At 68.4% G+C, this 25,236-nt stretch carries 23 protein-coding genes and 1 pseudogene; 9 read left to right on the plus strand and 15 right to left on the minus strand.

Annotated features, from left to right (window positions below; all coding sequences use genetic code 11):
* Positions 1-94, plus strand: a pseudogene (locus ASE02_RS22180) (flagellin); the annotation flags it as partial.
* 77 nt (positions 95-171) lie between these two features.
* Here the strand turns inward: ASE02_RS22180 and ASE02_RS00635 are convergent.
* From ASE02_RS00635 to ASE02_RS00645, 3 genes are all read right to left on the minus strand, one after another.
* Positions 172-594: a hypothetical protein gene (locus ASE02_RS00635; RefSeq protein WP_235536549.1), complete on the minus strand. Its 423-nt coding sequence runs from the start codon at positions 592-594 to the stop codon at positions 172-174.
* Between the two features lie 178 nt (positions 595-772).
* Complete coding sequence (locus tag ASE02_RS00640) at positions 773-1,792, minus strand: alpha/beta hydrolase (protein WP_056730145.1); 1,020 nt, start codon at positions 1,790-1,792, stop codon at positions 773-775.
* Between the two features lie 75 nt (positions 1,793-1,867).
* Positions 1,868-2,875 (minus strand): nitronate monooxygenase family protein, encoded by a 1,008-nt coding sequence (locus tag ASE02_RS00645; RefSeq protein WP_056730147.1) that lies wholly within the window; start codon positions 2,873-2,875, stop codon positions 1,868-1,870.
* Positions 2,876-3,009: 134 nt separating this feature from the next.
* On the opposite strand from ASE02_RS00645, the gene ASE02_RS00650 reads away from it, so the two are divergent.
* Positions 3,010-4,440 (plus strand): methylmalonyl-CoA mutase family protein, encoded by a 1,431-nt coding sequence (locus tag ASE02_RS00650; protein ID WP_056730149.1) that lies wholly within the window; start codon positions 3,010-3,012, stop codon positions 4,438-4,440.
* Positions 4,437-6,593, plus strand: a complete 2,157-nt coding sequence (gene scpA / locus ASE02_RS00655) for a methylmalonyl-CoA mutase (RefSeq protein WP_056730151.1) — start codon at positions 4,437-4,439, stop codon at positions 6,591-6,593. The genes ASE02_RS00650 and scpA overlap by 4 nt, the downstream gene beginning before the upstream one ends.
* Positions 6,594-6,597: 4 nt before the next feature.
* Here scpA and ASE02_RS00660 read toward each other — a convergent pair whose 3' ends face one another.
* Complete coding sequence (locus ASE02_RS00660; protein ID WP_056730153.1) at positions 6,598-6,966, minus strand: VOC family protein; 369 nt, start codon at positions 6,964-6,966, stop codon at positions 6,598-6,600.
* A 145-nt stretch (positions 6,967-7,111) separates the two neighbouring features.
* Between ASE02_RS00660 and ASE02_RS00665 the strand changes: the two genes are divergently transcribed.
* From ASE02_RS00665 to ASE02_RS00675, 3 genes are read left to right on the plus strand one after another with little or no spacing between them, the layout of a single operon-like run.
* Complete coding sequence (locus tag ASE02_RS00665; RefSeq protein WP_056730155.1) at positions 7,112-7,435, plus strand: helix-turn-helix transcriptional regulator; 324 nt, start codon at positions 7,112-7,114, stop codon at positions 7,433-7,435.
* Positions 7,435-7,908 (plus strand): SRPBCC family protein, encoded by a 474-nt coding sequence (locus ASE02_RS00670; RefSeq protein WP_056730157.1) that lies wholly within the window; start codon positions 7,435-7,437, stop codon positions 7,906-7,908. The genes ASE02_RS00665 and ASE02_RS00670 overlap by 1 nt, the downstream gene beginning before the upstream one ends.
* Before the next feature lie 33 nt (positions 7,909-7,941).
* On the plus strand, positions 7,942-8,592 hold the full coding sequence (locus ASE02_RS00675; RefSeq protein WP_056730159.1) for a glutathione S-transferase family protein: 651 nt from the start codon (positions 7,942-7,944) through the stop codon (positions 8,590-8,592).
* Here ASE02_RS00675 and ASE02_RS00680 read toward each other — a convergent pair.
* The 6 genes from ASE02_RS00680 to ASE02_RS00705 form a co-directional block, all read right to left on the minus strand.
* Positions 8,589-9,008, minus strand: coding sequence for a DUF4112 domain-containing protein (locus tag ASE02_RS00680; RefSeq protein ID WP_056730161.1), 420 nt, complete (start codon positions 9,006-9,008; stop codon positions 8,589-8,591). The two genes, ASE02_RS00675 and ASE02_RS00680, sit on opposite strands and share 4 nt — an antisense overlap.
* Before the next feature lie 36 nt (positions 9,009-9,044).
* Positions 9,045-10,028: an N-acetyl-D-Glu racemase DgcA gene (gene dgcA / locus ASE02_RS00685; protein WP_056730163.1), complete on the minus strand. Its 984-nt coding sequence runs from the start codon at positions 10,026-10,028 to the stop codon at positions 9,045-9,047.
* Positions 10,025-12,625, minus strand: coding sequence for a methyl-accepting chemotaxis protein (locus tag ASE02_RS00690; RefSeq protein WP_056730165.1), 2,601 nt, complete (start codon positions 12,623-12,625; stop codon positions 10,025-10,027). Before ASE02_RS00690 ends, dgcA begins: the two co-directional genes overlap by 4 nt.
* A 164-nt stretch (positions 12,626-12,789) precedes the next feature.
* Positions 12,790-13,041 (minus strand): hypothetical protein, encoded by a 252-nt coding sequence (locus ASE02_RS00695; RefSeq protein WP_056730167.1) that lies wholly within the window; start codon positions 13,039-13,041, stop codon positions 12,790-12,792.
* Positions 13,042-13,165: 124 nt separating this feature from the next.
* Positions 13,166-13,696, minus strand: coding sequence for a methylated-DNA--[protein]-cysteine S-methyltransferase (locus ASE02_RS00700; RefSeq protein WP_056730168.1), 531 nt, complete (start codon positions 13,694-13,696; stop codon positions 13,166-13,168).
* Positions 13,680-15,176: an AlkA N-terminal domain-containing protein gene (locus tag ASE02_RS00705; protein WP_056730170.1), complete on the minus strand. Its 1,497-nt coding sequence runs from the start codon at positions 15,174-15,176 to the stop codon at positions 13,680-13,682. The genes ASE02_RS00700 and ASE02_RS00705 overlap by 17 nt, the downstream gene beginning before the upstream one ends.
* A 288-nt stretch (positions 15,177-15,464) precedes the next feature.
* Here ASE02_RS00705 and cysD point away from each other — a divergent pair, with 288 nt between their 5' ends.
* Positions 15,465-16,394: a sulfate adenylyltransferase subunit CysD gene (gene cysD, locus ASE02_RS00710; protein WP_056730172.1), complete on the plus strand. Its 930-nt coding sequence runs from the start codon at positions 15,465-15,467 to the stop codon at positions 16,392-16,394.
* Positions 16,394-18,298 carry a sulfate adenylyltransferase subunit CysN gene (gene cysN, locus ASE02_RS00715; RefSeq protein WP_056730173.1) on the plus strand — a complete coding sequence of 635 codons (1,905 nt, stop codon included), beginning with the start codon at positions 16,394-16,396 and terminating at the stop codon, positions 18,296-18,298. The genes cysD and cysN overlap by 1 nt, the downstream gene beginning before the upstream one ends.
* A 38-nt stretch (positions 18,299-18,336) precedes the next feature.
* On the opposite strand, the gene gdhA is transcribed toward cysN, so the two are convergent.
* On the minus strand, positions 18,337-19,680 hold the full coding sequence (gene gdhA, locus ASE02_RS00720; protein ID WP_056730175.1) for an NADP-specific glutamate dehydrogenase: 1,344 nt from the start codon (positions 19,678-19,680) through the stop codon (positions 18,337-18,339).
* Between the two features lie 221 nt (positions 19,681-19,901).
* On the opposite strand from gdhA, the gene ASE02_RS00725 reads away from it, so the two are divergent.
* The gene (locus ASE02_RS00725; RefSeq protein ID WP_156405863.1) at positions 19,902-21,452 is read left to right on the plus strand and encodes a DUF389 domain-containing protein; all 1,551 of its coding nucleotides are present in this window, start codon (positions 19,902-19,904) and stop codon (positions 21,450-21,452) included.
* On the opposite strand, the gene ASE02_RS00730 is transcribed toward ASE02_RS00725, so the two are convergent.
* From ASE02_RS00730 to ASE02_RS00745, 4 genes are all read right to left on the minus strand, one after another.
* A complete protein-coding gene (locus ASE02_RS00730; RefSeq protein WP_056730178.1) occupies positions 21,449-22,114 on the minus strand; it encodes a glutathione S-transferase family protein in 666 nt (221 codons plus the stop codon). The genes ASE02_RS00725 and ASE02_RS00730 overlap by 4 nt on opposite strands.
* A gap of 79 nt (positions 22,115-22,193) precedes the next feature.
* Positions 22,194-22,838 carry a carboxymuconolactone decarboxylase family protein gene (locus tag ASE02_RS00735; protein ID WP_056730180.1) on the minus strand — a complete coding sequence of 215 codons (645 nt, stop codon included), beginning with the start codon at positions 22,836-22,838 and terminating at the stop codon, positions 22,194-22,196.
* Positions 22,839-22,949: 111 nt separating this feature from the next.
* Positions 22,950-23,966, minus strand: coding sequence for an NAD(P)-dependent alcohol dehydrogenase (locus ASE02_RS00740; RefSeq protein ID WP_056730182.1), 1,017 nt, complete (start codon positions 23,964-23,966; stop codon positions 22,950-22,952).
* A gap of 78 nt (positions 23,967-24,044) precedes the next feature.
* The gene (locus tag ASE02_RS00745; protein WP_056730184.1) at positions 24,045-25,205 is read right to left on the minus strand and encodes an MFS transporter; all 1,161 of its coding nucleotides are present in this window, start codon (positions 25,203-25,205) and stop codon (positions 24,045-24,047) included.
* Between the last annotated feature and the right edge of the window lie 31 nt (positions 25,206-25,236).

Here is a 25,236-nt window from a genome sequence, read left to right on the forward strand (position 1 = left end):
GCTGCAGGCCCTGCAAACCAAGCAACAGCTTGGCGTTCAGGCCCTATCCATCGCCAACCAGTCCTCGAGCATCATCATGGGACTGTTCCGCTAAGACGACCTCGGGCGCGCCTCGCGCGCTCAGCGGCGGCGGCGGGAAGGGAAACCTTCCCGCCGTTTTCGTTTGCGGCCTCAGTTCGCCGCGGCCACGGGCGGCGCCTCGCCCGCCTCGGCGACCAGGATCTCGCCCGCGCAGGCCCGCGACGCGGCGGCCTGATCGGCGATCTTGTTGCGCAGGGCCTCGACGCCCAGCGCGCCCGCCTTCGCATCCATGATGTCCAGCGCCCCGACGGCCACGATCTCCCGCGCGGTGACCGCACGCACGCACGGGTCCTTCAGCCGCCCCCATATCCGCAGGCCGGCGACCTTTTGCGCCGCGCTCGCGCAGACCTCCCGAACATTCAGGATCAACGGACGCTCCGCCAAGGCCGGCTTGTTCACGGCTATCGCGGCGATCTCTTCGCTCCCCGCCTCCATCGCCCTTTCGCAAGGCTGAAGCGCCGCCCGCAGCGCCAAGGTGTCGAGGCTCGAGGGCGCCCTCACGCCGGCGGCCACGGACTGTTTCGGCAGGAAGTCCTCAGGTTTGTCACACGCGCACAGCGCCAAAGCCGCAGATCCCGCGACGACCAAGTTTCTCAGCAAGGCAGGCTCTCCGCGACGACGGACGGCGCCCGCCACCCTGCATTAAGTCTCGAGCCGCCGGTTGGATGCGCCAAACCTCGGCGCTCGGCGGCTAGGTCAGTTCCCCGACCAGCCGCCAGGCCCGCTTGGCCAACAGGAACTCACGGTTGAGGATCATGTCCGGCTCGAGCCCCAGCATCACCGCGGCGATGTCCTGCGAAACCGCACGGCTGTTGATGTAGTAGCTGTGCTGCGAAAGCTCGTCGGCCCCCGAGGCGATGTTGCGACAGTCCACCAGCACCACCTTCTTGGGCAGCAGGTCCACCAGCCGCGGCCCGTCCGAGCCCAGGCGGTCGGGATTGGCCTTGGTCTTGTCGGAGATCAGCAGCGCCCGGTCGCGCGGGTTGAAATAGACCGTCACCTGACGGCCCATATAGGGCAGCAGCTTGAGCTTATCGTCCTTCTCGAAGCAGTCGTCGTCCTCGTCGGGCGCAGCCAGCAGGATCTGATCGAACAGCCGCACCAGGCTGCGCGGCTCCTTGGACACCACCGCCTGCAGCCCGTTGCGCAGCACGTAGACGCCCATGCTGTGGGCCAGCAGGTGCAGTTGCCGCTGGCAGTAATCGTTCGGCCCCAGTTCCTCGGTGACGAAGGTTTTGAGCCGGAGATATGCGCGAGCCAGCGCCGCCCCCGAGGCGCGCGCGTCCTCACGGTCGCTGTAGTAAGACATCAGCGGGATCATCGCCCCGTCCGAGGGCCAGCTGAACACCACCACGTTCAGCGCCCGCCCGTCGATCCGCACCTCCCTCGCCAGGTCCGCGCCGGCCGCGAGGGCGCCGATGAAGCTGACATTAAAACCGTGGATGAAGACCAGGGTGTCGGAGTGGTCGCCCGCCATGCACTGGTGCAGGTCGCGTAGGAAGCGGTCGCTACCCTTGACCTTGAAGCCGTTCTCGTCGGCTTCCTCCGGGTAGACCTCGACGGCCGTCGGGCGCGGGCCGTCGTCGAAATCGGCGTAGCCGTACCTCAGCGCCGCCACCCCGTCGGGGTTGAAGGCCTTGCCGAAGATCTCGAACTTGTTGTCGGACAGGTGGTTGCGGTTGGTCGCAAAGTGGACGCGCAGTCGCGACATGGGCTCCTCCACCTAAGGTAAGGCAGAGTGCAGGCCCCTCACGACCAACCGCAAGCCGAATCCCGGCGGGTAAGGTTACTCCGCCGCCATCGCCAGGGCGCTGCCGCGGGTCAGCGAGGTCTTGGCCGCCAGGGCCGCCTTGGCCGCTTCGTACTCGGCCGCCAGACGGTCGACCAACTGGCCGGCGGTGGGGATTTCCTTCACCGCGCCGATGCCTTGGCCGCAGCCCCAGATGTCCTTCCAGGCCTTGGCCTTCTGGTTGCCGCCCGAGCCGAAGTTCATCTTCGACGGATCAGCTTCCGGCAGGTTGTCGGGATCCAGGCCCGCCGCCTCGATGGACGGACGCAGATAGTTGCCGTGCACGCCGGTGAAGAGGTTCGAATAGACGATGTCGTCGCCGCGCGAGGCCACGATCATCTCCTTGTAGCCCTCCATGGCGCGGGCTTCCTGCGTGGCGATGAAGGCCGAGCCGATATAGGCCAGGTCCGCGCCCATGGCCTGGGCGCCCAGCACCGCGGCGCCGTTGGCGATGGAGCCCGACAGCGCGATCGGGCCTTCGAACCACTCGCGCAGCTCCTGCACCAGGGCGAAGGGCGACAGATGCCCGGCGTGACCGCCGGCGCCGGCCGCCACTGGGATTAGGCCGTCAGCGCCCTTCTCCACCGCCTTGCGGGCGAAGCGGTCATTGATAACGTCGTGCAGCACGATGCCGCCATAGGAATGGATCGCCTGGTTCACATCTTCGCGCGCGCCCAGCGAGGTGATGGTGATCGGAACCTTGTACTTCACCGCCATCTCGACATCCTGCTCCAGGCGGTCGTTGGTCTTGTGAACGATCTGGTTCATCGCGAACGGCGCCGACAGGCGGTCGGGGTTCTTGGCGTCCCAGGCGGCCAGTTCCTCGGTGATCTGCGCCAGCCATTCGTCCAGTTGGCTCACCGGCCGCGCGTTCAGCGCCGGGAACGAGCCCACCACGCCTGCCTTGCACTGCGCGATCACCAGCTCGGGACCGGAGATGATGAAGAGCGGCGAACCGATGACCGGAATACGCAGGCGCTCGGCGAGAACGGGAGGCAGGGCCATGGATGGTCGTCCTTTGAATGGCGTCGATCTAATCTTTACAGCGTACACACAAACCAATCGGCCATGCAAGCACCCCTCGGTCGTGACCTCGCGTGAACTTGACGGGCCGCGCGGAGACGGCCCAATGACGCTCAATGAGCGACATCTCAAAGACCCTCAGCGACTTCCCCTCCGCCACCGTGACCGAATGGCGCGCCCTGGTGGAAAAGACCCTCAAGGGCGCGCCCTTCGAGAGCCTCCAGCGCACCACGCTGGAAGGGCTGCCGATCGCCCCGCTCTATGACGGGGAAACCGCCGCCCCGAGCTTCGTCCCCAGGCCCCACGACGCTGAGCGGCCATGGGACATCCGCACAATCGTCGCCCATCCCGATCTCGCCCGCGCCAATGTCGAGCTGTTGGCCGACCTGGAGGGCGGGGCCGCCTCGGCCCTCCTGGTCATCGATCCGACCGGCGAACAAGGCGTCGCCATCGGTTCGGCCGAGGAGCTGAGCCGCGCGCTCGACGGCGTGATGCTGGAATTCGCCCCGGTGGCCCTGGACGCCGGCTTCCTCGGCCCCAAGGCCGCCGACTGGCTGGCGGCCGCGGCCAAGAACTCGCCAACCGCCCTGCTCTCTTTCCACCTCGATCCCTTGAGCGCCTTCGCCCGCGCCGGCGCCAGCCCGGGGCCGATCGAGAGCCACGTGGTGTCCGCCGCCACGGTCGGCGCGCGGCTGATCGCCACCTATCCGAAGGCGGGCCTGTTCCTGGCCTCGGGCCGGGTCGTGCACGAGGCCGGCGGCGGCGAGGCCGGCGAACTGGCCTTCATGCTGGCCAGCGCCCTAACCTACGCCAAGGCCCTGGTCCGCGCCGGCCTGCCGATGGCCGAGGCGTTCGCCGCCATCCATCTCGGGCTTTCCGCCGACGCCGACTATTTCGCGACCCTGGCCAAGCACCGCGCCGCGCGCCTGCTCTGGACGCGCCTCGTCACCGCCTGCGGCGTCGAGGCGCCCGCTCGCATCGAGGCCCGCTCCTCGCATCGGATGCTGGCCGCCCAGGATCCCTGGACCAACATGCTGCGCCTGACCTCGGCGGCGTTCGGCGCCGCGGTCGGGGGCGCCGACGCGGTGGTGCTGGGCGCCTTCACCGACGCCCTGGGCCTGCCCACCGAGTTCGCTCGCCGTCAGAGCCGCAACGCCCAGTTGGTGTTGATGGAGGAAGCCCATCTGGGCCGCGTCTCCGATCCCGCCGCCGGCTCCGGCTATGTCGAGGCCCTGACCGACGAGATGGCCCGCGCCGCCTGGGCGCAGTTCCAGGCCATCGAAACGGCCGGCGGCCTGATCGCCACCCTCGCCTCGGGCCACGTCGCCGCCCAGGTCGCCGTCGTCGTCGCCGCGCGTGACGCCGCCGGCCCGCCGAAGATCGTCGGCGTCACCGCCTTCCCCCCGACCCAGGACGCCCCCGTCGAGGTGCAGCAGCCCGCGCCGAGAACGGTCGACGCGCCATCCACCCGACTGCCGGGCCCCGACGGCCATTGCCTGCCGCTGACGCCCGTGCGTCTCGCCGAGCCCCACGAGGCCGCCCGATGAGCAAGTTCCCCGACTTCGCGACCCTGCCCTTCGACACCGACGCCACCGCCGGCGTTCGCGCCGTCGCCTCGGGCGACCTGTGGGACACGCCGGAAGGCGTGGCGGTGAAGCCCTCCTATGGTCCGGCCGACGTCGAGGGCCTGGCCTCGGGCTATCCGGGCCTCGCGCCGTTCCTGCGCGGGCCCTACCCGACCATGTACCTGACCAATCCGTGGACGATCCGCCAGTATGCGGGCTTCTCCACGGCCGAGGATTCCAACGCCTTCTATCGGCGCAACCTCGCCGCCGGCCAGATGGGGCTGTCGGTCGCCTTCGACCTGGCCACCCACCGCGGCTATGACAGCGACCACCCGCGCGTTAAGGGCGATGTCGGCATGGCCGGCGTGGCCATCGACTCCATCTTCGACATGCGCACGCTGTTCGACGGCATCCCGCTCGACAAGATGAGCGTGTCGATGACCATGAACGGCGCGGTGCTGCCGATCCTGGCGCTCTACATCGTCGCGGCCGAGGAACAGGGCGTCAGCCACGACAAGCTGTCGGGCACGATCCAGAACGACATCCTCAAGGAGTTCCTGGTCCGGAACACCTACATCTATCCGCCTGCGCCCTCGATGCGGATCATTTCCGACATCTTTTCATATACTTCGCGCGAAATGCCGAAGTTCAACTCGATCTCGATCAGCGGCTATCACATCCAGGAAGCCGGCGCGACGCTGGACCTGGAGCTCGCCTACACCCTGGCCGACGGCATCGAATATGTCCGCGCCGGCGTCGCCGCCGGCATGACCGTCGACCAGTTCGCCCCGCGCCTGTCGTTCTTCTGGAACGCGGGCATGAACGCCTTCATGGAGATCGCCAAGCAGCGCGCCGGCCGCCTGCTCTGGGCCAAGCTCATGAAGGACGAGTTCGACCCGAAGGACTCCCGCTCCCTGTCCCTGCGCGCCCACACCCAGACCAGCGGCTGGAGCCTCGCGGCCCACGACGTCTACAACAACGTGCCCCGCACCCTGGTCGAAGCGATCGCGGCGACCGGCGGCCAGACCCAGAGCCTGCACACCAACTCGCTTGACGAAGCCCTGGCTCTTCCCACCGACTTCTCGGCCCGCATCGCCCGCAACACCCAGCTGTTCCTGCAGCTCGAGAGCGGCCAGACCCGGGTCATCGATCCCTGGGGCGGCTCCTACTATGTCGAGCGCCTGACCGCCGACCTCGCCGCCCGCGCCCTGGAGCACATCGCCGAGGTCGAGGCCCTGGGCGGCATGACCAAGGCCATCGAGGAAGGCCTGCCCAAGCGCCGGATCGAGGAAGCCTCGGCCCGCACCCAGGCGCGCATCGACGCCGGCCGTCAGAGCCTGATCGGGGTGAACCGCTATCGCCCCGAAGGCGCCGACGAAATCCCGATGCTGAAGGTGGACAACAGCGCTGTGCGCGAACGCCAGCTCGAAAAGCTCGCCCGCCTGCGCGCCGAGCGGAACCCCCAAGAGGTCGAGTCCGCCCTCACCGCCCTGACCAACGGCGCGCGTGGAAACGGCAATCTGCTGGAGCTGTCGGTCAACGCCGCCCGCGCCAAGGCCACGGTCGGCGAAATCAGCCTGGCCCTGGAAAAGGTCTTCAACCGCCACGCCGCCGAGGCCTTCGCGGTCACCGGCGTCTATCTGCGCGAAGCTGGAACCACGCCCCAGGCCGAACGCGCCAAGGCGATGACCGGGGCCTTCCTGCAGGCCGACGGCCGCAAGCCCCGCGTGCTGGTCGCCAAGATGGGCCAGGACGGCCACGACCGCGGCCAGAAGGTGATCGCCTCCGGCTTCGCCGACCTCGGCTTCCAGGTCGATATCGGCAACCTCTTCCAGACCCCGGCCGAGGCTGCGGCCCAGGCCGTGAAGGAGGGCGTCCACGTGGTCGGCGCCAGCTCCCTGGCGGCCGGTCACCTGACCCTGGTGCCGGAACTGAAGGACGAACTGGCCAAGCTCGGCCGCTCCGACATCCTGGTGGTGGTCGGCGGGGTGATCCCGCCTGAGGACTTCCAGGCCCTGAAGGACGCCGGCGTCGCCGCCATCTTCACGCCGGGCACGGTGGTTTCAGAGGCCGCCATCGAGGTCATGGAACGCCTGAACGAACAGATGGGCTACGCCCAGCTGGAGAAGGCCTAGCGGCTCAACCTGATCCGATCAGGATCAGGTTGCCCTCGCTGTCGCGCAGCAGCGCGTAACGCTCGCCCGGCGCCCAGGGCGCGTCGATCGGATCCTGGTCGAAGACCACGCCCTTGGCGAGCAGGGCCGCGTAGGCCGTGTCCACGTTCTCGACCACGATGTTCAGGCTCGGCTGCTCGCCCGGCGCCTCATCTAGGCGGCGTTCAAACAGGATGCGGGTCGGCGAGCCGGGGATCTCCAGCTCGATCCAGCGCCAGCCGCTGCCATACTGCTGGTCGGTCGCCAGAGTCAGGCCCATCAGGTCGCGATAAAAGGCCACGGCCCGGTCTTGATCGCTGACCGGCAGGCCCGAGAACTTCACGTGCTTGAACATCTCATCCCTCCTGTGCCGAGCGCGCGGCGCTGTCGGGGCCGGCCGTCTCCAACCAGTGGAACGCGCAAGGCCGAGCATCGATCATCAATGGACAGTCGTCGAGGCGCTCCTTGACTCATCCGTAAGTCATGACTTATCGTTAGTCATGACTTACCATGCAGCAGCCTTCGCCGCCCTCGCCGATCCGACCCGCCGCCAGGTGTTCGAGCGGCTGTCGGCGGGGCCCGCGCCGGTCGGCGAGTTGGCCCGCGGGCTGCCCGTCAGCCGGCCGGCGGTGTCGCAGCATCTGAAGGTGCTCAAGGAGGCAGGTCTCGTGAACGACCGGGCCGAGGGGACGCGCCGGGTCTATCAGATCGACCCCAAGGGGCTCGGCGCGCTGCGCGCCTGGCTCGATCAGTTCTGGGCCGTGGCGCTCGACGCCTACGCCGCCGAGGTCGAACGCCAATCCAACGAACAGGACGACGAGTGATGACGGTTCAGATCAAGCCCGCCCCTATCCGCCGCGCCGTGACGGTCAAGGCCTCCCAAGAGCGCGCCTTCCGCATCTTCACCAGCGACATCGGCCGATGGTGGCCATCGACCCACCACATCGGCGCCGCGCCCTACAAGGCCAACGTACTTGAACCCCGACAAGGCGGCCGCTGGTATGAAATCGGCGAGGACGGCTCGGAGGCCGACTGGGGCCACGTCCTCGCCTGGGAGCCGCCATCGCGCCTGCTCCTCGCCTGGCAGCTCGACGCTCAGCACAGGTTCGATCCCACCCTCGTCACCGAGGTCGAAGTCCTCTTCACCCCGCAGGACGATGGTCGCACCCGCGTCGAGCTCGAGCATCGCCTGTTGGAACGCTACGGCGAGGACGCCCAGAAGGTCGCCGACTCCGTCGGCTCGCCGAACGGTTGGGGCCGCGTGCTCGAACTCTTCGCCGACGCCGCCAACGCCTGATCAGCCCAGAGGTCTCAGAAGGAGGAAACCGCCATGTCCGAGTTCGTCGTCTACACCGTCCCCGGCAGTCCCTATGGCCGCAGCGTCATGCTGGCCCTGGAGGAGAAGAACGCGCCCTACCGGATCCACAGCCTGGAGATGGGCGAGCACCAGAGCGATGCGCATCGTCAGCGCCATCCCTTCGCCCGCATCCCGGTGATCGACCACGGCGATTTCCGGCTCTACGAGACCCAGGCGATCTTGCGCTACATCGACGCCGTCGTGCCCGGCGCGCACCTGCAACCGGTCGACCCGCGCGCCGCCGGACGCATGGACCAGATCATGGGCGTCAACGACTGGTACCTCTTTCCAGACGTCTCGGCCGCCATCGTCTTCCAACGGATCATCGGCCCGGTCCTGATGGGGCTGACGCCGGACGAGGCGGCTATCGCGCAGGCCATGCCGAAGGCCCGCACCTGCATCGCCGAGTTGGACCGCCTGCTGGACGATCAGATCTTCCTGGCCGGGGACTCCCTGTCGCTCGCCGACCTGATGATCGCGCCACAACTCGACTATCTGGCCCAAACGCCGGAGGGCCAGGACCTGCTGGGCGGCACGGCGCTAGGAGCGTGGTTAGCGAGAATGGCGGAACGCCCCAGCATGCGCGCCACCTTGCCGCCGGAAGTGTTCCGCTCAGCGGCCTAGACGCGGACCCGCGCGCTCTTCTTGGCCTTGGTCATGCGTCGCCAGTGGGGCGGAAGTTCCGAAGGCCCGTGCCGGGCCTCGATGTCCTTCTGGAGCGCCTTGGCCGCCATCAGGTGGCCGGGGAACAGTGTGTCGATCGCCCACCCCACGACCGGCGGCACCGAGGCCGCCGAGTCGAGGGCGATATAGGCGGCCATCCGCGCCAGGGTCGCCAGCGAGGCGCCGGCGGAAATCCCGTGCGCCAGCAGCAATCCGCCGGCCCCGACGCTGTAGACCGTGCCGGCCACCGGCACCCAGGACAGCACGCCGTCCAGGCCGATGCCGATCGGTCCCACGCCGATCAAGCGGTCCGAAAGCAGCTTGATGCGTTCGGCCGCGCGCCACGCGCTATGCGCCTTGTCCTTGTCGTCCGCCATCACGCCCAAACGCCGCCGCCGGAGGAAGGCTCCACCCTAGCCCCAAAGCTCGACCGGCGTCGGGTGAATCAGCGCGCCGTCAAAGACCAGTCCAGGCTTACGATCCCTGGCCAGCAGCAACGGCCCGTCCAGATCGACCACGTCGGCGCCCTGGGCGATGATCATCGCCGGCGCCATGGACAGCGAGGTCGCCACCATGCAGCCGGCCATCACCTGCAAGCCCAGCGCCCGCGCCTGCGCCACGACCATCAGCGCCTCGGTCAGCCCCCCGGCCTTGTCGAGCTTCACGTTCACCGCGCCGTAGCGGCGCGCGCAGACCGCCAGATCGGCGCGGGTGTGCAGGCTCTCGTCGGCGCACAGCACCACCGGGCTCTCGTAGCCCTCCAGCGCCCCGTCCTCCTCGGCCTTCAAAGGCTGCTCGATCATCTTCACGTCGAGCCGCGCGAAGTCGCCCGCCAGGCGCTTCAGATCCTCGAACTCCAGCCCCTCGTTGGCGTCGACCACCAGCCGGGCCTTGGGCGCGGCGGCCCGCACCGCGATCACGCGGTCAAGATCGTCAGCCCCGCCGATCTTCAGCTTCAAGAATGGACGCCGCGCCGCCATCCGTGCGGCCTGGGCCATGGCTTCGGGCGTATCCAGGCTGATGGTGTAGCAGGTCTTCACCGGGTCGAGCCGCGGCCGGCCTGCGTGCTTCCAGGCTGGAACGCCGGAGAGCTTGGCCTCCAGGTCCCAGAGCGCGCAGTCGACGGCGTTGCGCGCGGCGCCGGCCGGGGCCAGGTCCTGCAAGGCCTGCCGCGAGAGACCGCCCTCAATGGCGCCCCTCAGCGCCTCGACCCGCGCCACCTCGCCGTCCATGGTCTGGCCGTAGCGCCCATAGGGGACCGCCTCGCCGCGCCCGATCGCGCCGTCCTGGCTGATCTCGACCACGAGGACATGGGCCTCGGTCTTCGCCCCCCGCGCGATGACGAAAGCGCTAGCCAGCGGCCAGTGCTCGTCACGGACGGTGAGGCTCGCCGTCAAGTCAGATCGCCGGCCGCCGCGTCGAACAGCAGGTAGGTCCGTCCGGCTTCGGAGTTCAGCAAGGTCTCCACCAGAATGCCCCCTTGATCGCGCTCGGCGGCGTCTTCCAGCAGACCGTGATAGCGGCCGAGATACTGCACGACCTGACGCTTCAACGCCTCGTCGGTGAACAGCCGGCGCGCCAGACGACGGGTGGCGGCCGGCGCCAGCTTGCGCACCACCTCGCGTCCGCCTTCGGCGTCCTGGGCCTGCAGAATCGCGGCGATCTCATGCAGCCGGGTACGCGGCAACAGCGCGGTCGGGTCGATGCCCATCGCGCCGATCTCGGCGGCCAGGACCTCCTCCAGCGGCGCGTGCTGGACTTCAGGTTCCGGCTCCGGCGCCGGTTCCGGCTCTTCGGCCTCATCGATGGAGGACAGCAGATCCTTCCAGGTCCAACCCTCGCTGCTCGGCTCCTCGCTGCGTCCGCCGGCCTGCTCGAAGACCGTCGAGAACTCGGCGTCGGTCGCCGTGGGGGTGAGCCGCAGGCGCGGGCGGGACGCATCGCGCGCATCCTTGGTCGGCGGCGGCGGGATCGGCTCGTTCAGTTCGAGCTCGACATCGGCGTCCAGCAGTTCGTCCAGCAGCGGGTCGCTCTTGGCCTGCGGTACGAAGACCGGTTCAGGCGGCGCTTCGGCGATCCGCTCCGGCGCGGGTCGGGTGTTGCGCGCCGGACGCTCGCGCGGAACTGGCGGCGTCAGATGGGCCGAGCTCGCGACCGTTCCCATCAGCCGGACGGCTTCGCTGAGCATCTCGTAGTTGCGGCGCACCCGATCCTGGAACGCCTCGTCGATGGCCTGGGTCTCGTCGGCGGTGCGCCGGGCATGATCCATCAGGTCGTCGATGCTGTCGGAAACCGCCTGACGAACCTCTTCGGCCTGACCACGGGCCGCGGCCGGCAGCTTGACGGCGCGGTCCTCGATGGCGCCCAGCATGGCGGCCAGTTCGTCCAGGGTGGCGCGCGCGGCGCGGGCGCCCTCGTCCAGCTTGCGGATCGTCGTCGCACCGGCCTCATCGACCATCCTGGCCGACTGCTCGATCAGGGCGCGAGCTTCATCCAGGCGGGCCTCGAACACCTTGTTGGCCTGCTGGCCGGCGGTAAAGGCGGCCTCGGACAGTTGGTCGACCTGGTTGCGCGCGGTCTCGGCGTGCCGCTCGGCGGCCTGCCGGGTCTGCTCGGCGGCGCCGGTAAGGGCCGCGATCGTCGTCTGGGTCTGTTCCTCCAGCCGGGCCCGCTCAGTGGCGGCGGCCTGCGAGACCGCCTCCATCGAGTGCAGGGTCGACTGCCCGAATTCGTCGCGTTCGGCCTTGGCGGAATCCGCCAGCTCCCGGAACTGTTCGCTGGCCTCGCTCATCAACTGGCGCAGAGCCTCGCCGCCCTTCACCGCGCGGTCGCCCATCTCGGCGGCCGACAGCCGGGCCTGGCCGATGAACTCGGAAAGCTGGGCGGTATGGGTTTCGGCCTGGGCCGCGAAGCTCTCGTGATCGGCGCGCAGCGCGTGCGCCACGCTGACCAGTCCCGCGCGTTGCTCGGTCAGGCCGGCCTCAACCACCCTGATCTGGTCGGTGACGCCTAGCCCGGCGGTCTCCAGGCGGGCGATATGCCGGGTCAGGTCGTCGGCGGCGGTGCGCGCCACGTCGCTGGTTTCGCCGGCCGCCGCCGCCAGGTCGGCGGCGCGCGCCGCCAGCGAGGCTTCGGCTTCACGCAATTGGGTCTCGGCGAGGTCCGAGGCCTCGGCGACCATCTTGGCCTGCTGGGTGATGGCGTCGGTCACCGCCGCCGCCTGGCTGTCCAGGGCCTGGGCCAGTCCGCCCAACTCGGTGCGCTCGCGTCCCAGGCTTTCGGTCAGGCCGCTCGCGGTCCGCACCGCATTGGCGGCCACATCGACCAGCTTCTCGCTTTCGGCGGCCAGGGCCTGGCGCAGGGCGAGGATGGTCTCGCGCGCCTCCTGGGCGGCTGAGCCGGCGCGGACGATCTCGTCGCGCACGGCCTGGATCACATCGGCGGTTTGAGCGCCCGCGGCCATGGCCGGGGTCACCATCTCGTCGGCCAGGGCCTTGGCGCGCTTGGTCTCGACGCCAAGCTTCTGACCCTGACGAACCACATAGGCCGACAGCCAAATCAGCGCCGCCGGACCGATCGCCAACAGGATGAAGACCAAGGCCGCGAAGGGCTCGAAATCGAACGGGGCCACCGACCGGCGATACCCCCAGGCGAAGGCGATGGGGGCGCAGGCCCACAGCACCGAGACGACGAAGGCGACCAGATAGATCGGCCAGCCTGGCGGCACGGCGTCGTTCCCCGGCCGCAGGACTTCGGGACGATGCGCCAACGTGTTCGTCGACGTCGCCGCCGCGAGCTTGCCAGGCGATGAAGCGGCGGCGCGCGGAGGCGCCGACTGCGGCGGGGCCGCCAGTTCGCCCGTAGGCGGCGGAGCAATGGCGAAGGCCTCGTCAGCCTCCTGGGCCGCGGCCTGAGCCTCGGCGTTCGTGATCCCCGCGCCCTCGCCGTCAAGGGATTGGAAATCAACCGGTTGGTGCCGCTTTTTGATCTTCATGGCCCGTCTAAGCCGGCCTTCCCATCCTGCGAGCGTGAATGAGCGTAACAACGCATCTCATCCCCGCCTTCGCGCCCAAGGCGAAGGATTACCGACGAACGTCGGCGACGCAAAGCACCATCGATGGGAATCTTCGCCGTCGGCCACGCCGACGGGAAACCGCGCTAGGCCTTGAGCATCGAGGCGCGGCCTTCGGGACAGGGCTCGCGGACCAACTTGCCGGGCTTAGCGGCCTTGATGACCACCTTCGACGAGACCTGGGTCGGCAGCCTGCGGTTGACCGTCCGCGCGACCGTGCGCTCGGCGGGGACCGGCTTGTCGACCTGTTGGGCGTCCAGCGTGACGCCGAAATGCGAGTAGGCTGCGGCGGACGACGACACCACCACCGCGGCTACGATCTCGGTCAAAGTCTGCATCGGAACTCTCCCGTACGTCCGATACGATTCCAGCGAGCGACGTTATACGACGGCCTTCGCGTTTCGGCGACGCGCCTCAACATGAAATTTCAGTCATGTAACACCGGTCCCATTGCGATCCGGCTCAGGCCGCACGTCGGAACGCCGCACCCTCGTGGGTCAGCAGCCATTGCTTGCGGTCCATGCCGCCGCCGTAGCCGGTGAGACTGCCGTCCGAGCCGATCACCCGATGGCAGGGCACGACGATCCCGATGGGGTTCGCGCCATTGGCCAGACCCACCGCCCGCATGGCGCTGGGCTTGCCGATCCGGCGGGCCAACCCCTTGTAACTGACGGTCTCGCCGACCGGGATGGTGCAGAGCGCCGTCCACACCGCGCGCTGGAAGTCGGTGCCGCCGGTCCGCCAGCGGATCTTCGACAGCGCGCCGAGATCGCCGGCGAAATAGGTCTCGAGAGCCCCGCGGATCGCGTTCGGCGCTCGCCCGGCCCTCAGGCTGGTCGGCGGGTTCTGCCGACGCAGCAGCAGGTGCATCCGGTCCTCGTGCGTGGTCCAGTCGAACGCCCGCAGGAATCCCTCGGCGTCAGTGACCAGCAGGCCCTCGCCCACCGGCGTGGCGATGCGGTCGAGATAGAGCGCTTCAGGCGGCTTTGGCATGTTTGGTCTCGGAGGGGTTCTTGGGGTCCGCGGACCACAGGTGTGAAGCGGCGTAGGCCCGCCACGGACGCCAGCGCTCGGCGCGGGCCAGCAGTTCGGCCGGGGTCGGCCGCACGCCGTCAGGACCTTCCAGCGCCCGCATCAGGCCGATGTCGGCGCTGGGGAAGGCGTCGGGTTCGCGCAGCGCCCGCATGGCGATGTACTGCGCCGTCCATTCGCCGATCCCCGGCAGGGCGCGCAAGGCCGCGACCGCCTCATCCAGGCTGCGCCGGGTTCCGAACAGGTCGGGATCGGCGGCGGCGGCGTTGGCCAGGCCGACCAGGGCCCGCCCCCGTGCCCTGGGCATCGGCAGGGTCTCGACGTCGATCAGCGACAGCTGTTCCGGCGTCGGGAAGAAGTGGGTCAGGCCGAGCTTGCCCGCCGCCTCGTCCTCCAGCGGCGAGCCGTGGGCCGCCGTAATCTTGCCTGCCAGCACCCGCGCGGCCTGGACGGTGATCTGCTGGCCCAGCACCGCGCGCACCGACAGCTCGAAACCATCCCACGCCCCCGGCGCCCGCAGGCCCGGACGCGCCGCCACCAACGGCGCTAGATCGGGATCTTCCGAAAGGTGCGCGGCGATCACCGCCGGGTCGGCCGCCAGGTCAAAGACCCGCCGCACGCGGGCGATCACCGCCGGCCAGACCTGGACCTTCGGGAACCGCAGGGTGGCGCGCAGATAGGCGCCCTCCCCCGGCTCGATCATGATCACGCCCCGAGCTTCGCCGAACGCCAGGGTCCGCGCGTAGCGGCCGTCACGGACGCTCTCGACGCCCGGAATGGCCCGCGCGGTCAGGAAGGCCAGCATCGCGTCCCAGTCGTAGGGCGCGCGATAGGGCAGCCGGATGCTCGCCGCCCCGCCGTCGCCGGCGGCGATCTCGGCCCCGCCCAGCCGGCGCAGCTTGGCCGGCGGCCGGTCAAACAGTTGCTGGAAGGTCTCGTTGAACCGCCGCACGCTGCCGAAGCCGGCGGCCAGGGCCACCTCGGCCATCGGCATCCGCGTCTCGTGCAGCAGTTGCTTGGCCAGCAGCACCCGCCGAGTCTGCGCCACGGCCACCGGCGAGGCGCCGACATGCTGCTGGAACAGCCGCCGAAGCTGGCGTTCGCCGACCCCCAGCCGGTTGGCCAGGGCGTCCACGTCGCCGGTGTCCATCGCCCCAGCCTCGATCAGGGTCATGGCGCGCGAAACAGTGTTGGACGTCCCGCGCCAGGAGCCGAGGTCCGGCGAGGTTTCCGGCCGGCATCTCAGGCAGGGCCTGAACCCGGCCTCCTGGGCCGCCGCCGCGGAGCGGTGGAACGTCATGTTCTCGCGCTTGGGCGTGCGGGCCGGGCAGATCGGCCGGCAATAGATCCCGGTGCTCTTCACGCCGCAGAAGATCCGCCCGTCGAACCGGGCGTCACGCATCTGAAAGGCGCGGTAGCAGGCGTCGTCATCCATATCCATGCGGGTGATGATCTGCCCCCGCGCCGCCCATGTCTCGCGGTTTTCGGACGCGACCCGTCATCAGTTCGCGGTTTTCGGACATGGCTGCAAACCAGAGGCTTGCGCGAGGCCGGCTCCAATTTCCTCGTCGCCCTGTCAGTAAAACTCTATCGTCATCGACGGTCGGGTCCCGTAAGCCGTCGCTCAGGGCCAATCCGCAAGCCGCCAAACACGGGCGAGCGGATTTTTTCGTCATTAGTTTACAAGCAGGGTTCGGCCCCCGAGGTTCATGTGCAAGGTACAGCCCTGATGCAGGCCACAGCGCCCGCGATCGCCCCCGAAACCCTGACCCATCTTCAGCGCCTGGAAGCCGAGAGCATCCACATCATGCGCGAAGTGGCGGCCGAGGCCGAGCGTCCGGTGATGCTCTACTCGATCGGCAAGGACTCGGCCGTGATGCTGCATCTCGCGGCCAAGGCCTTCTATCCGTCCAAGCCGCCGTTCCCGCTGCTGCACGTCGACACGACCTGGAAGTTCCGGGCCATGTACGAAATGCGCGAGCGCATGGCCAAGGAGCTCGGCTTCGAGCTGCTGGTCCACAAGAACCCGGAAGCGGTTGAGCGGGACATCAATCCCTTCGATCACGGCTCGGCCCTGCACACCGACCTGTGGAAGACCGAGGGCCTGAAGCAGGCGCTCGACAAGTACGGCTTCGACGCGGCCTTCGGCGGCGCCCGTCGCGACGAGGAGAAGTCCCGCGCCAAGGAGCGCATCTTCTCGTTCCGCTCGGCCCAGCATCGCTGGGACCCGAAGAACCAGCGCCCCGAGCTCTGGCATCTCTACAACGCGCGCAAGAACCCCGGCGAAAGCGTCCGGGTGTTCCCGATCTCCAACTGGACCGAGTTGGACATCTGGCAATACATCCACCTGGAAAACATCCCGATCGTGCCGCTGTACTTCTCGCAGGTCCGGCCGGTGGTGGAGCGCGACGGCGCGCTGATCATGGTCGATGACGATCGGATGCCGCTGCGTCCCGGCGAAACGCCGCAGATGAAGTCGGTCCGCTTCCGCACGCTCGGCTGCTACCCGCTGACCGGCGCGGTCGAAAGCACCGCCGCCACCCTGCCCGAGATCATCCAGGAGATGCTTCTCACCACCACCAGCGAGCGTCAGGGCCGCATGATCGACCACGACCAGGCCGCCTCGATGGAGAAGAAGAAGCAGGAGGGCTATTTCTGATGGCCCACCAATCCGACCTCATCGCTGAAGACATCGAGGCCTATCTCAAGGCCCACGAGCACAAGAGCCTGCTGCGGTTCCTGACCTGCGGCTCGGTGGACGACGGCAAGTCGACCCTGATCGGCCGCCTGCTCTACGACTCAAAGATGATCTTCGAGGACCAACTCGCGGCCCTTGAAGCTGACTCCAAAAAGGTCGGCACCCAGGGCGGCGAGATCGACTTCGCCCTGCTGGTCGACGGCCTGGCCGCCGAGCGCGAGCAAGGCATCACCATCGACGTCGCCTACCGGTTCTTCTCGACCGACAAGCGCAAGTTCATCGTCGCCGACACCCCCGGCCACGAGCAGTACACCCGCAACATGGTGACCGGCGCCTCGACCGCCGACGCCGCCATCATTCTGATCGACGCGCGCAAGGGCGTGCTGACCCAGACGCGCCGCCACTCCTACCTCGTCAGCCTGCTGGGCATCCGCCACGTCGTCCTGGCCATCAACAAGATGGACCTGGTCGGCTGGAGCCAGGAGGTGTTCGACACCATCCTGGCCGAGTACCGCGACTTCGCCGACCAGATCGGCATCAAGCAGTTCACCGCCATCCCGATGTCGGCGCTGAAGGGCGACAATATCACCGCCCATAGCCACGCCGCCCCCTGGTACGACGGCCCGGCTCTGCTGCCGCTGCTGGAAACCCTGCCGGTCGACGATGACCTGCGGGACAAGCCGTTCCGCATGCCGGTCCAGTGGGTCAACCGCCCCAACCTCGACTTCCGCGGCTTCTCGGGCCTGATCTCGTCGGGCACGATCCGTCCGGGCGACAAGATCAAGGCCCTGCCATCGGGCCGCGAAAGCACGGTCGAGCGCATCGTCACCTTCCGTGACGATCTGGACGTGGCGGTCGCCGGTCAGTCGGTGACCCTGACCCTGACCGACGAGATCGACATCTCGCGCGGCGACGTGCTCTCCGAAGCCGGCTCCCCGCCTCCAGTCGCCGATCAGTTCGAGGCGACGGTGGTGTGGATGGACGACGAGGCCATGCTGCCTGGCCGTCCCTATCTGCTGAAGCTCGGAACCCGCACCGTCTCGGCCCAGATCACCGAGCCCAAGTACAAGATCAATGTGAACACCCTGGAGCACCTGGCCGCCAAACGGCTGGAGCTCAACGAGATCGGTGTCTGCAACCTGTCGCTGGACGCGCCGATCGCGTTTGACGCCTACACCGACAACCACGATCTGGGCGGCTTCATCCTGGTCGACCGGATTTCCAACCGCACGGTCGGCGCGGGCATGCTGCACTTCGCCCTGCGCCGCAGCCAGAACATCCACTGGCAGGCCCTGGACGTCGACAAGAACAGCCGCGCGGCGCTGAAGGGTCAACGCGGCCGGGTCGTCTGGCTGACCGGCCTGTCGGGCTCGGGCAAGTCGACCATCGCCAACTTGGTCGAGAAGCGCCTGCACGCCGACGGTCGCCACACCTACCTGCTGGACGGCGACAATGTCCGCCACGGCCTGAACAAGGACCTGGGCTTCACCGACGAGGATCGCGTCGAGAACATCCGCCGCGTGGCCGAGGTCTCCAAGCTGATGGTCGACGCCGGCCTGATCGTGCTGGTCTCGTTCATCTCGCCGTTCCGCGCCGAGCGCCGCCTGGCCCGCGATCTCCAGGCCGAGGGCGACTTCGTCGAGGTCTATGTGAACACGCCGCTGGCGGTCGCCGAGCAGCGCGACGTCAAGGGCCTCTACAAGAAGGCCCGCGCTGGCGAGTTGAAGAACTTCACCGGCATCGACAGCCCTTACGAGCCGCCTGAGCACGCCGAGATCACCGTCGACACCACCGCCATGTCGGCGACGGAAGCGGCCGAGCGCATCGTCGCCTGGCTGGAAGGCGAACTCGACTACTCGATCTGAGGGATGGCGGACGGGGCCCAAGCCCCGTCCGCTCCCGATCAGATGACGCCCTGCGCCCGCATGGCGTCGGCGACCTTCACGAAGCCGGCGATGTTGGCGCCGTCGACATAGCTCACGGTGCCGTCCGGCCGCTTGCCGTACTGCAGGCACGAGGCGTGGATGCCGCGCATGATCTCCAGCAGGCGTTGATCGACCTCTTCGCGCGGCCACGACAACCGCATGGCGTTCTGGCTCATCTCCAGGCCCGAGGTCGCCACCCCGCCGGCGTTGCTCGCCTTGCCGGGACCAAACAGCACGCCGGCCTCCTCGAAAACCTTCACCGCCTCGGCGGTCGAGGGCATGTTGGCGCCCTCGGCCACGCAGATCACGCCGTTGGCCACCAGCTTTTCAGCATCATGGCCGTCCAGTTCGTTCTGCGTCGCGCAGGGCAGCGCCACGTCGCAGGGCACGTGCCAGGGCCGCACGCCGGCCTCAAACCGCAGGCCCAGCTTGGCGGCGTAGTCGGAGACCCGGCCGAAGTAGTGGTTCTTGACCTCCATCAACTCGGCCAGCTTCTCGGGCGTGAAGCCGTCCTCGTCGATCACCGTGCCGCTGGAGTCCGAGACGGTCACCACCTTGGCGCCCATCTGCATGGCCTTCTCCACCGCGTACTGGGCGACGTTGCCCGAACCGGATACGCAGACCCGCTGGCCCTCGATGGAGCGGCCGCCGTGGTTCAGCATCTCCTCGGCGAAATAGACCGTGCCGTAGCCGGTCGCCTCGGGCCGGATCAACGAACCGCCAAAGCTCAGGCCCTTGCCGGTGAAGACGCTGTCGGCGCGGTTGGTCAGCTTCTTCATCATGCCGGCCATATAGCCGACCTCGCGGCCGCCCACCCCGATGTCGCCGGCCGGCACGTCGGTGTCGGCGCCGATATGGCGATGAAGCTCAATGATGAAGGCCTGGCAGAAGCGCATCATCTCGCCGGGGCTGCGGCCCTTCGGATCGAAGTTCGACCCGCCCTTGCCGCCGCCCATCGGCAGGGTCGTCAGGGCGTTCTTGAAGGTCTGCTCGAAGGCCAGGAACTTCAGGACCGACAGATTGACCGTCGGGTGGAAGCGGATCCCGCCCTTGAACGGGCCGATCGCCGAGCTGTGCTGGATGCGGAACCCGCGATTGACCTGCACCTGGCCTTTGTCGTCCACCCACGGCACGCGGAAGATGATCGTCCGCTCCGGCTCCACCAGGCGATGGATCAATCCGTGCTCGCCATAGACGGGGTTACGCTCGATGAACGGCCAGATGCTGGTCATCACCTCGGTGACCGCCTGCAGGAATTCCGGCTGGCCTTCGTTCTGGGCCGCGACGCTATTTAGGCAGTCGTCCAAGCTTTGAAATTTCATCGGGCGACCTCACCAAAGCGTTGTTACAAAAGGGTTTGAGGGCGCTTTACGGGCAACCGCCGGGCCACACAACCCAGAGTCTGCGCAATAAATGAGCAGTCACGCGCATTTGTGTGGCGGGAAAACAGGCTCCACTGAGTTGAGACGAAAGCCGGCGCATCCCTGGCGTGATCGGCGACAGTGGCGCTAGTCTCAAGGCCCGCGCCGCCGAGGTGACATTGATGCTCAAGACCATGCGGGACGTCGTGACGTCGGCGCTGAAATCCCCGGCCCGACTGCTCAGCGACGGCGACCGCAGCGTTATCGAGGCGGAGGTCCACGACGCCGGACGCCTGACCAACGCCTACAGCTTCATGCTGTTCAGCGCCTGCGGGATCGCCGCGCTCGGCCTGCTGCAATCCTCCGCGCCGGTGATCATCGGGGCGATGCTGATCTCGCCGCTGATGGGGCCGATCGTCTCCATGGGCGTGGCGCTGGCGCGGGTCGATCCGCGACGGTTCAGGACCGCCGCCCTCGCCCTGGTCATTGGCGCGCTGCTGTCGGTGCTGGCCTCCACCCTCATCGTCTGGGCCTCGCCGCTCAAGGACGTGACCCCCGAGATCCTGGCCCGCACCCGGCCGACCCTGCTGGACCTGGTCGTCGCCCTGCTGTCGGGGTTCGTCGGGGCCTATCTCTCGATCAACCGCAAGGGCGGCGCCATCGCTGGCGTCGCCATCGCCACCTCGCTGATGCCGCCGCTGGCCGTCGTCGGCTATGGGCTGGCGACCGCCGCCTGGGACATCGCCGGCGGCGCCCTGCTGCTGTTCCTGACCAATGTCGTGGCCATTCTGGTCTCGGTCTTCGGCGTCGCCCGCCGCTACGGCTTCCGATCCATCGAGCGCCAGGGCGCGACCTGGGAAACACCGGCCCTCGTCGCCGTCATGGTGGCGTTGTGCATCCCGCTCGCCCTGTCCCTTCAAGGCATTGTCGTCGAGGCGCGGGAAACCAACTGGGCTCGCGGCGCGATCAACCAGGTTTTCGCCGACGCCTCCCCGCACATCGCCGAGCTCAAGGTTCAGGCGCAGGACAATGGCGCGACCTTTGTCCAGGCCGTGGTGATCACCCGCAAGTATATCCCAGGCGCTGACGCACAGGTCGCAGGCCAGCTCAATTCCGGCGCCAAGGTTGAGATCGAACAGATCCTGACCGCGAAAGGCGCCGCTGATCTCGGCGCGGGCGCTCTTGCCGGCCGGCTTACCGCCACGCCGGCGCCTCCCACCGCCAGCCCCGAGCAGCGCCTGCGCGCCATGCTCTCCCCCATCGGCGAGGTTCAGGCTATCGAGAGGCGCGGCCCAGGCCTCGCCGTCACCTTCGCGATGAACACGCCGGGCGGGTTGGCGGAATATCGCGCGGTGGAACAAGCCGCCCAGCGCTTCATGCCGCAGACGCCTGTCGAGCTGATCCCGCCGCTTGCGCCCTTGCCTGAGGTGCGGTTCGCCTACGGCTCGACCTCGCTCTCCCCGGAGGCCGCCGCGACCGTCGACGCGGTCGCCTGGGCTCTCACCCGCTGGGGCGCGTCCGCGGCCAAGGTCGAGGGCGCCGCCAGTCCCAATCCGCGCGGCCGCCGGCCGGCCGATATCCGCCTTGCGCAAGCCAGGGCCTCGGTGGTGGCCGACCGGCTGCGCACGCAAGGGATCAAGGACATCACCCTGACGACCGACGTCCCCGAGACCCTCACCGGCGATGAGGCGCGCTATCTGGCGGCGCAAGTGACCATGCTGGCCGCGCGCTAGTCGTCCAGGAGTTCCGGACCTGGGAACAGGTGGCGATAGGGCCGCGCCTCCTCCACCGTCCGGGCGACCGACGGCCGCGCCATCAATCGCTTGAAATAGCCGGCCAGGATCGGGTGATCGTCGCCGAACGGCTCCAGCCGGTCGGAATAGAACAGCGCCGGCGCCGCCGCGCAGTCGGCCAGGGTGAAGGCCTCTCCCATCGCCCAGGTCTTGCCGGCCAGGTCCTTCTCCAGCACGCCATAGACCGTGCGCAGTTGAGCCCGCGCCGCGACGACGCTAGCCGGATCGCTCCCGCCGTCGGGACGGATACGGTCGGCGACGATCGCCTGCATCGGCCCCTGGACGTAGAGGTCGAACATCCGGTCCCTCAGCCGGGTCCGCCAAGCCATGTCCGGATCGGTCGGAATGAGCCGCGCGGCGCCCGGATAGTGCAGTTCCAGATACTCGATGATGATGCTGGTCTCGGGGATCGTCTCGCCCCGCGCCTCGTCCTGCAGCACCGGCATCTTTCCGATAGGCCACAGCGCCAGGAACGCCGAACGGGACACCTCCTCGCCCAGGTCCACGAAGCACGCCTCGAACGGCGTCCCGTTCTCGTAGAAGGCGATGATCACCTTCTGGCAGTAGGAGGCGAAGGGGTGGAGATGCAGCTTCAGCGTCATGGCGCGCTCCGTTGATGAAGTTGTCGCTTAACTATCAACCCCGCCCGCTGGCCGCAAGAACACTTTAGCTCACGCTAAACTAACTTGGCCGTCCGCCGATATCCAGGAAGTCCTGGCCGCTGAAATCCCCCGGCGCGGCGATCTCGACGACAGGGTCGTCGCGGTCGTCCCACTCAGTCCGCAGAGCCCGGCTCATCACCGCATGCATGTCGTAGAGGCAGGTGATGTAGGTCAGTTCGAGGATCTCTTCGTCGGAGAGAAAGCTCTTCAGCGCCGTGAACACCGCCTCGGGCGTGCGCCCGCCCTGCAGCGCCAGGCAGTCGGCATAGGCCAGCACCGCCCGCTCATGCGCATCGTAGCAGTCGGCCACCTGCCACTGCGGGATCGAGGCGATCCGCTCCTCCGAGACGCCCAGCCCCCGCAGCGACTTGCAATGCTGGGAGAACACGAACTGGCTGCCCTTGGCCCACCCGACCCGCGTCTGGGCCAGTTCGCGCAGCACCGGGTCCAGCTTTCGTTCGGGACTGCGATAGAGGGCGAAACCGCGATTGGCGTGCTCCAACACGTCAGGCGCCAGGGCGAAGACCGTCCACCAGTCGCCCGACGTGCCGGTGGTGGTGCCCGGCTCGGTCACCGGATCACGGTCGCCGAACAGGAGGTCGTAGGTCTTGAGGACGACCTTGGACTCGGCCTCGGCGCGGGAGACCTGGCGCAGACGCGGCATGCCTTAAGCCTCCACCGAATTCGCGCGGGGCGGCGCGCCCCGGCAGACCAGCGCCAGATGGTTGATACCCGTCGTCCGCATCGCCCGCTCCTCTTTCAGAATTGGCCGCTTTCAGAACTGGAGAACGATCTTCCCGAAATGCTCGCCGCCCTGCATGGCCGCCAACGCCGCTTGCGCCTGCGTCCACGGGAACACCTTGTCGACCACTGGCGCGATGCGATGCAGCTCGATCGCCCGGCACATGGCCTCGAACATCTCGCGCGATCCCACCGACAGCCCCTGCAGCCGGGCGCTGTTGCTGATCAACACGGCGGGATTGAGCCCCTCGCCCGCTCCAGCCACCACGCCGATCATGGCGATGTGGCCGCCGATCCGGATGGCCTTCAGGCTCTGCTGAATGGTGCCCGCCCCGCCGACCTCCATGATGAAGTCCGCGCCGACGCCGTGCGTCGCCTCGCGCACCGCCTTGGACCAGTCCGGGGTGGTTCGATAATTGACGAGCGTGTCGGCCCCCAGGGCTTTGGCCCGCGCCAGCTTCTCGTCGGACGAGGAGGTGATCACCGTCCGGTAGCCGGCCGCCTTGGCGAACTGCAATCCAAAGATCGAGACCCCGCCGGTGCCTTGCAGCACCACCGTGTCGCCAGGCTCCAGCCGCGCATCCTCGAACAGCCCGCGCCACGCGGTCAGGGCCGCGCAGGGCAAGGTCGCCACCTGCTGGTCGGTGAGGAAATCGGGGACCTTGGAGACCCCTTCCTGGCTGAAGGTCGCAAGTTCGCGGCCAGCGCCTGGGATCGGGAAGCCGAGCGCCGAGCCCAGCTTCTCCAGGGTCGGCCGGCCAGCGGTCCAGTTCTGGAAGAACAGCGTCGCGACCCGGTCGCCGACCGCCACCCGCGTCACGCCTGGTCCCACCGCCTCGATCACGCCGCAGCCGTCGGAGAAGGGCGTGATGGTTCCGCCCACCGCCGAACCGCGACTGTAGAGGCCGTTCACCATCAGCAGGTCGCGATAGTTGAGCGAGACGGCGCGCATCCGCACCAGGACTTCGCCGTGTCCCGGCGTCGGATCCGGAGCGTCCACGACTTTCAACTCATCCACGCCCCAGGGCGCAGCGATTTCCAAGGCCCGCATGCCGTCACTCCCCAAGATCTTGTTGGCGCAATAGTCGCCCGATCCTGGCCTGCCGCAAGGCTGTCGTGGGGGAAGGCCTTAGGCGTCCAACCGCTTTACGCCGTAGAGGCGCAGCGCCCCGATCAGGCCCAGCGCCGACATCGCCGCCATGGCGAAATAGCCCTTGGTCCCGACGGCGTCGAACAGCCATCCCGAGCCGATCGTCGCCACCCCCATCAGCAGGCCGCCCGACAGCGCCGAGTTGACCGTCTGGGCCGCCGAGGCGTTGGCCGGGGTCGAGAGCCGCTCGACCAGTTGCAACGAGGCCAGGAAGGTCGCCGCATAGGTGAAGGTGTGCAGCGCCTGCATCGGCAGCACCAGCCAGAGCGGCGGCGAGAACGCCAGCACCGTCCAGCGGACCAGGGCCGCCGCGCCGCCGATCATCAGCAGGTTGCGCGGCCCGATCCGCCGCCGCCACGGCTCCATGAACCACATGAAGGCCACCTCGACCGCCACCGCCAACCCCCACAGCAGCCCGGTCGTGCTCTCGTGCAGGCCCTGCTGTTTCCAGGAGAGCGTCGAGAACGAATAGTAGAAGGCGTGGGCCGACTGGATCAGACCGACCGACACCACCGCCAGCATGAAATGCTTGTCGCGCAGCAGGTCGCCGAGGCCGGCCAGTCGCTCGGAGAGCCGGCTCCCCGCCCCGCCCTCGCGCACTGGATCGGGCGGCAGCAGCCCCCGCGCGCAGCCGGCCGCCAGCATCGCGGCGGCGGTGATCCACACCAGCACCAGTTCGGGCGAGAACTTGGCCAGCAAGGCCCCGACCGTGACATTGGCGATGATGAACGCCACCGAGCCGATGCCGCGCGGCCAGCCGAAGTTGAAGCCGTCTCGCCGGGCGCGGCCGAAGACGATCACGTCGGTCAGCGGGATCATGGTCGACAGGATGGTGTTGGCGATGAACCAGATCCCGAACCACCAGGCGAAACCGAACGGCGCGGCGAGCAGGCCATAGGCCAGGGCCGTGGCCAGCCCCATCAGGATCAGGGGCGTGCGGCGCAGCCGGAAGCTGTCGGCCCACATGGCGATGCCCGGCGCGGTGACCGCGCGCGCGAACATCGGCGCCGACAGGATCAGCCCGATCTCGGCGCCCGAGAGGCCGCGCGAGGCGAACCAGACAGGGATGTAGGGAGAACTCGCCCCCGTCCCGACGAACAGGGCCGCATAGAAGAGACCAAGGCGCACGGGCTGAGACATGATCGAAACTTGCCTAGTGCGAGTCGGCTGC

The organism is Phenylobacterium sp. Root700 (assembly GCF_001429025.1).
Classification (GTDB): Bacteria; Pseudomonadota; Alphaproteobacteria; order Caulobacterales; family Caulobacteraceae; genus Phenylobacterium.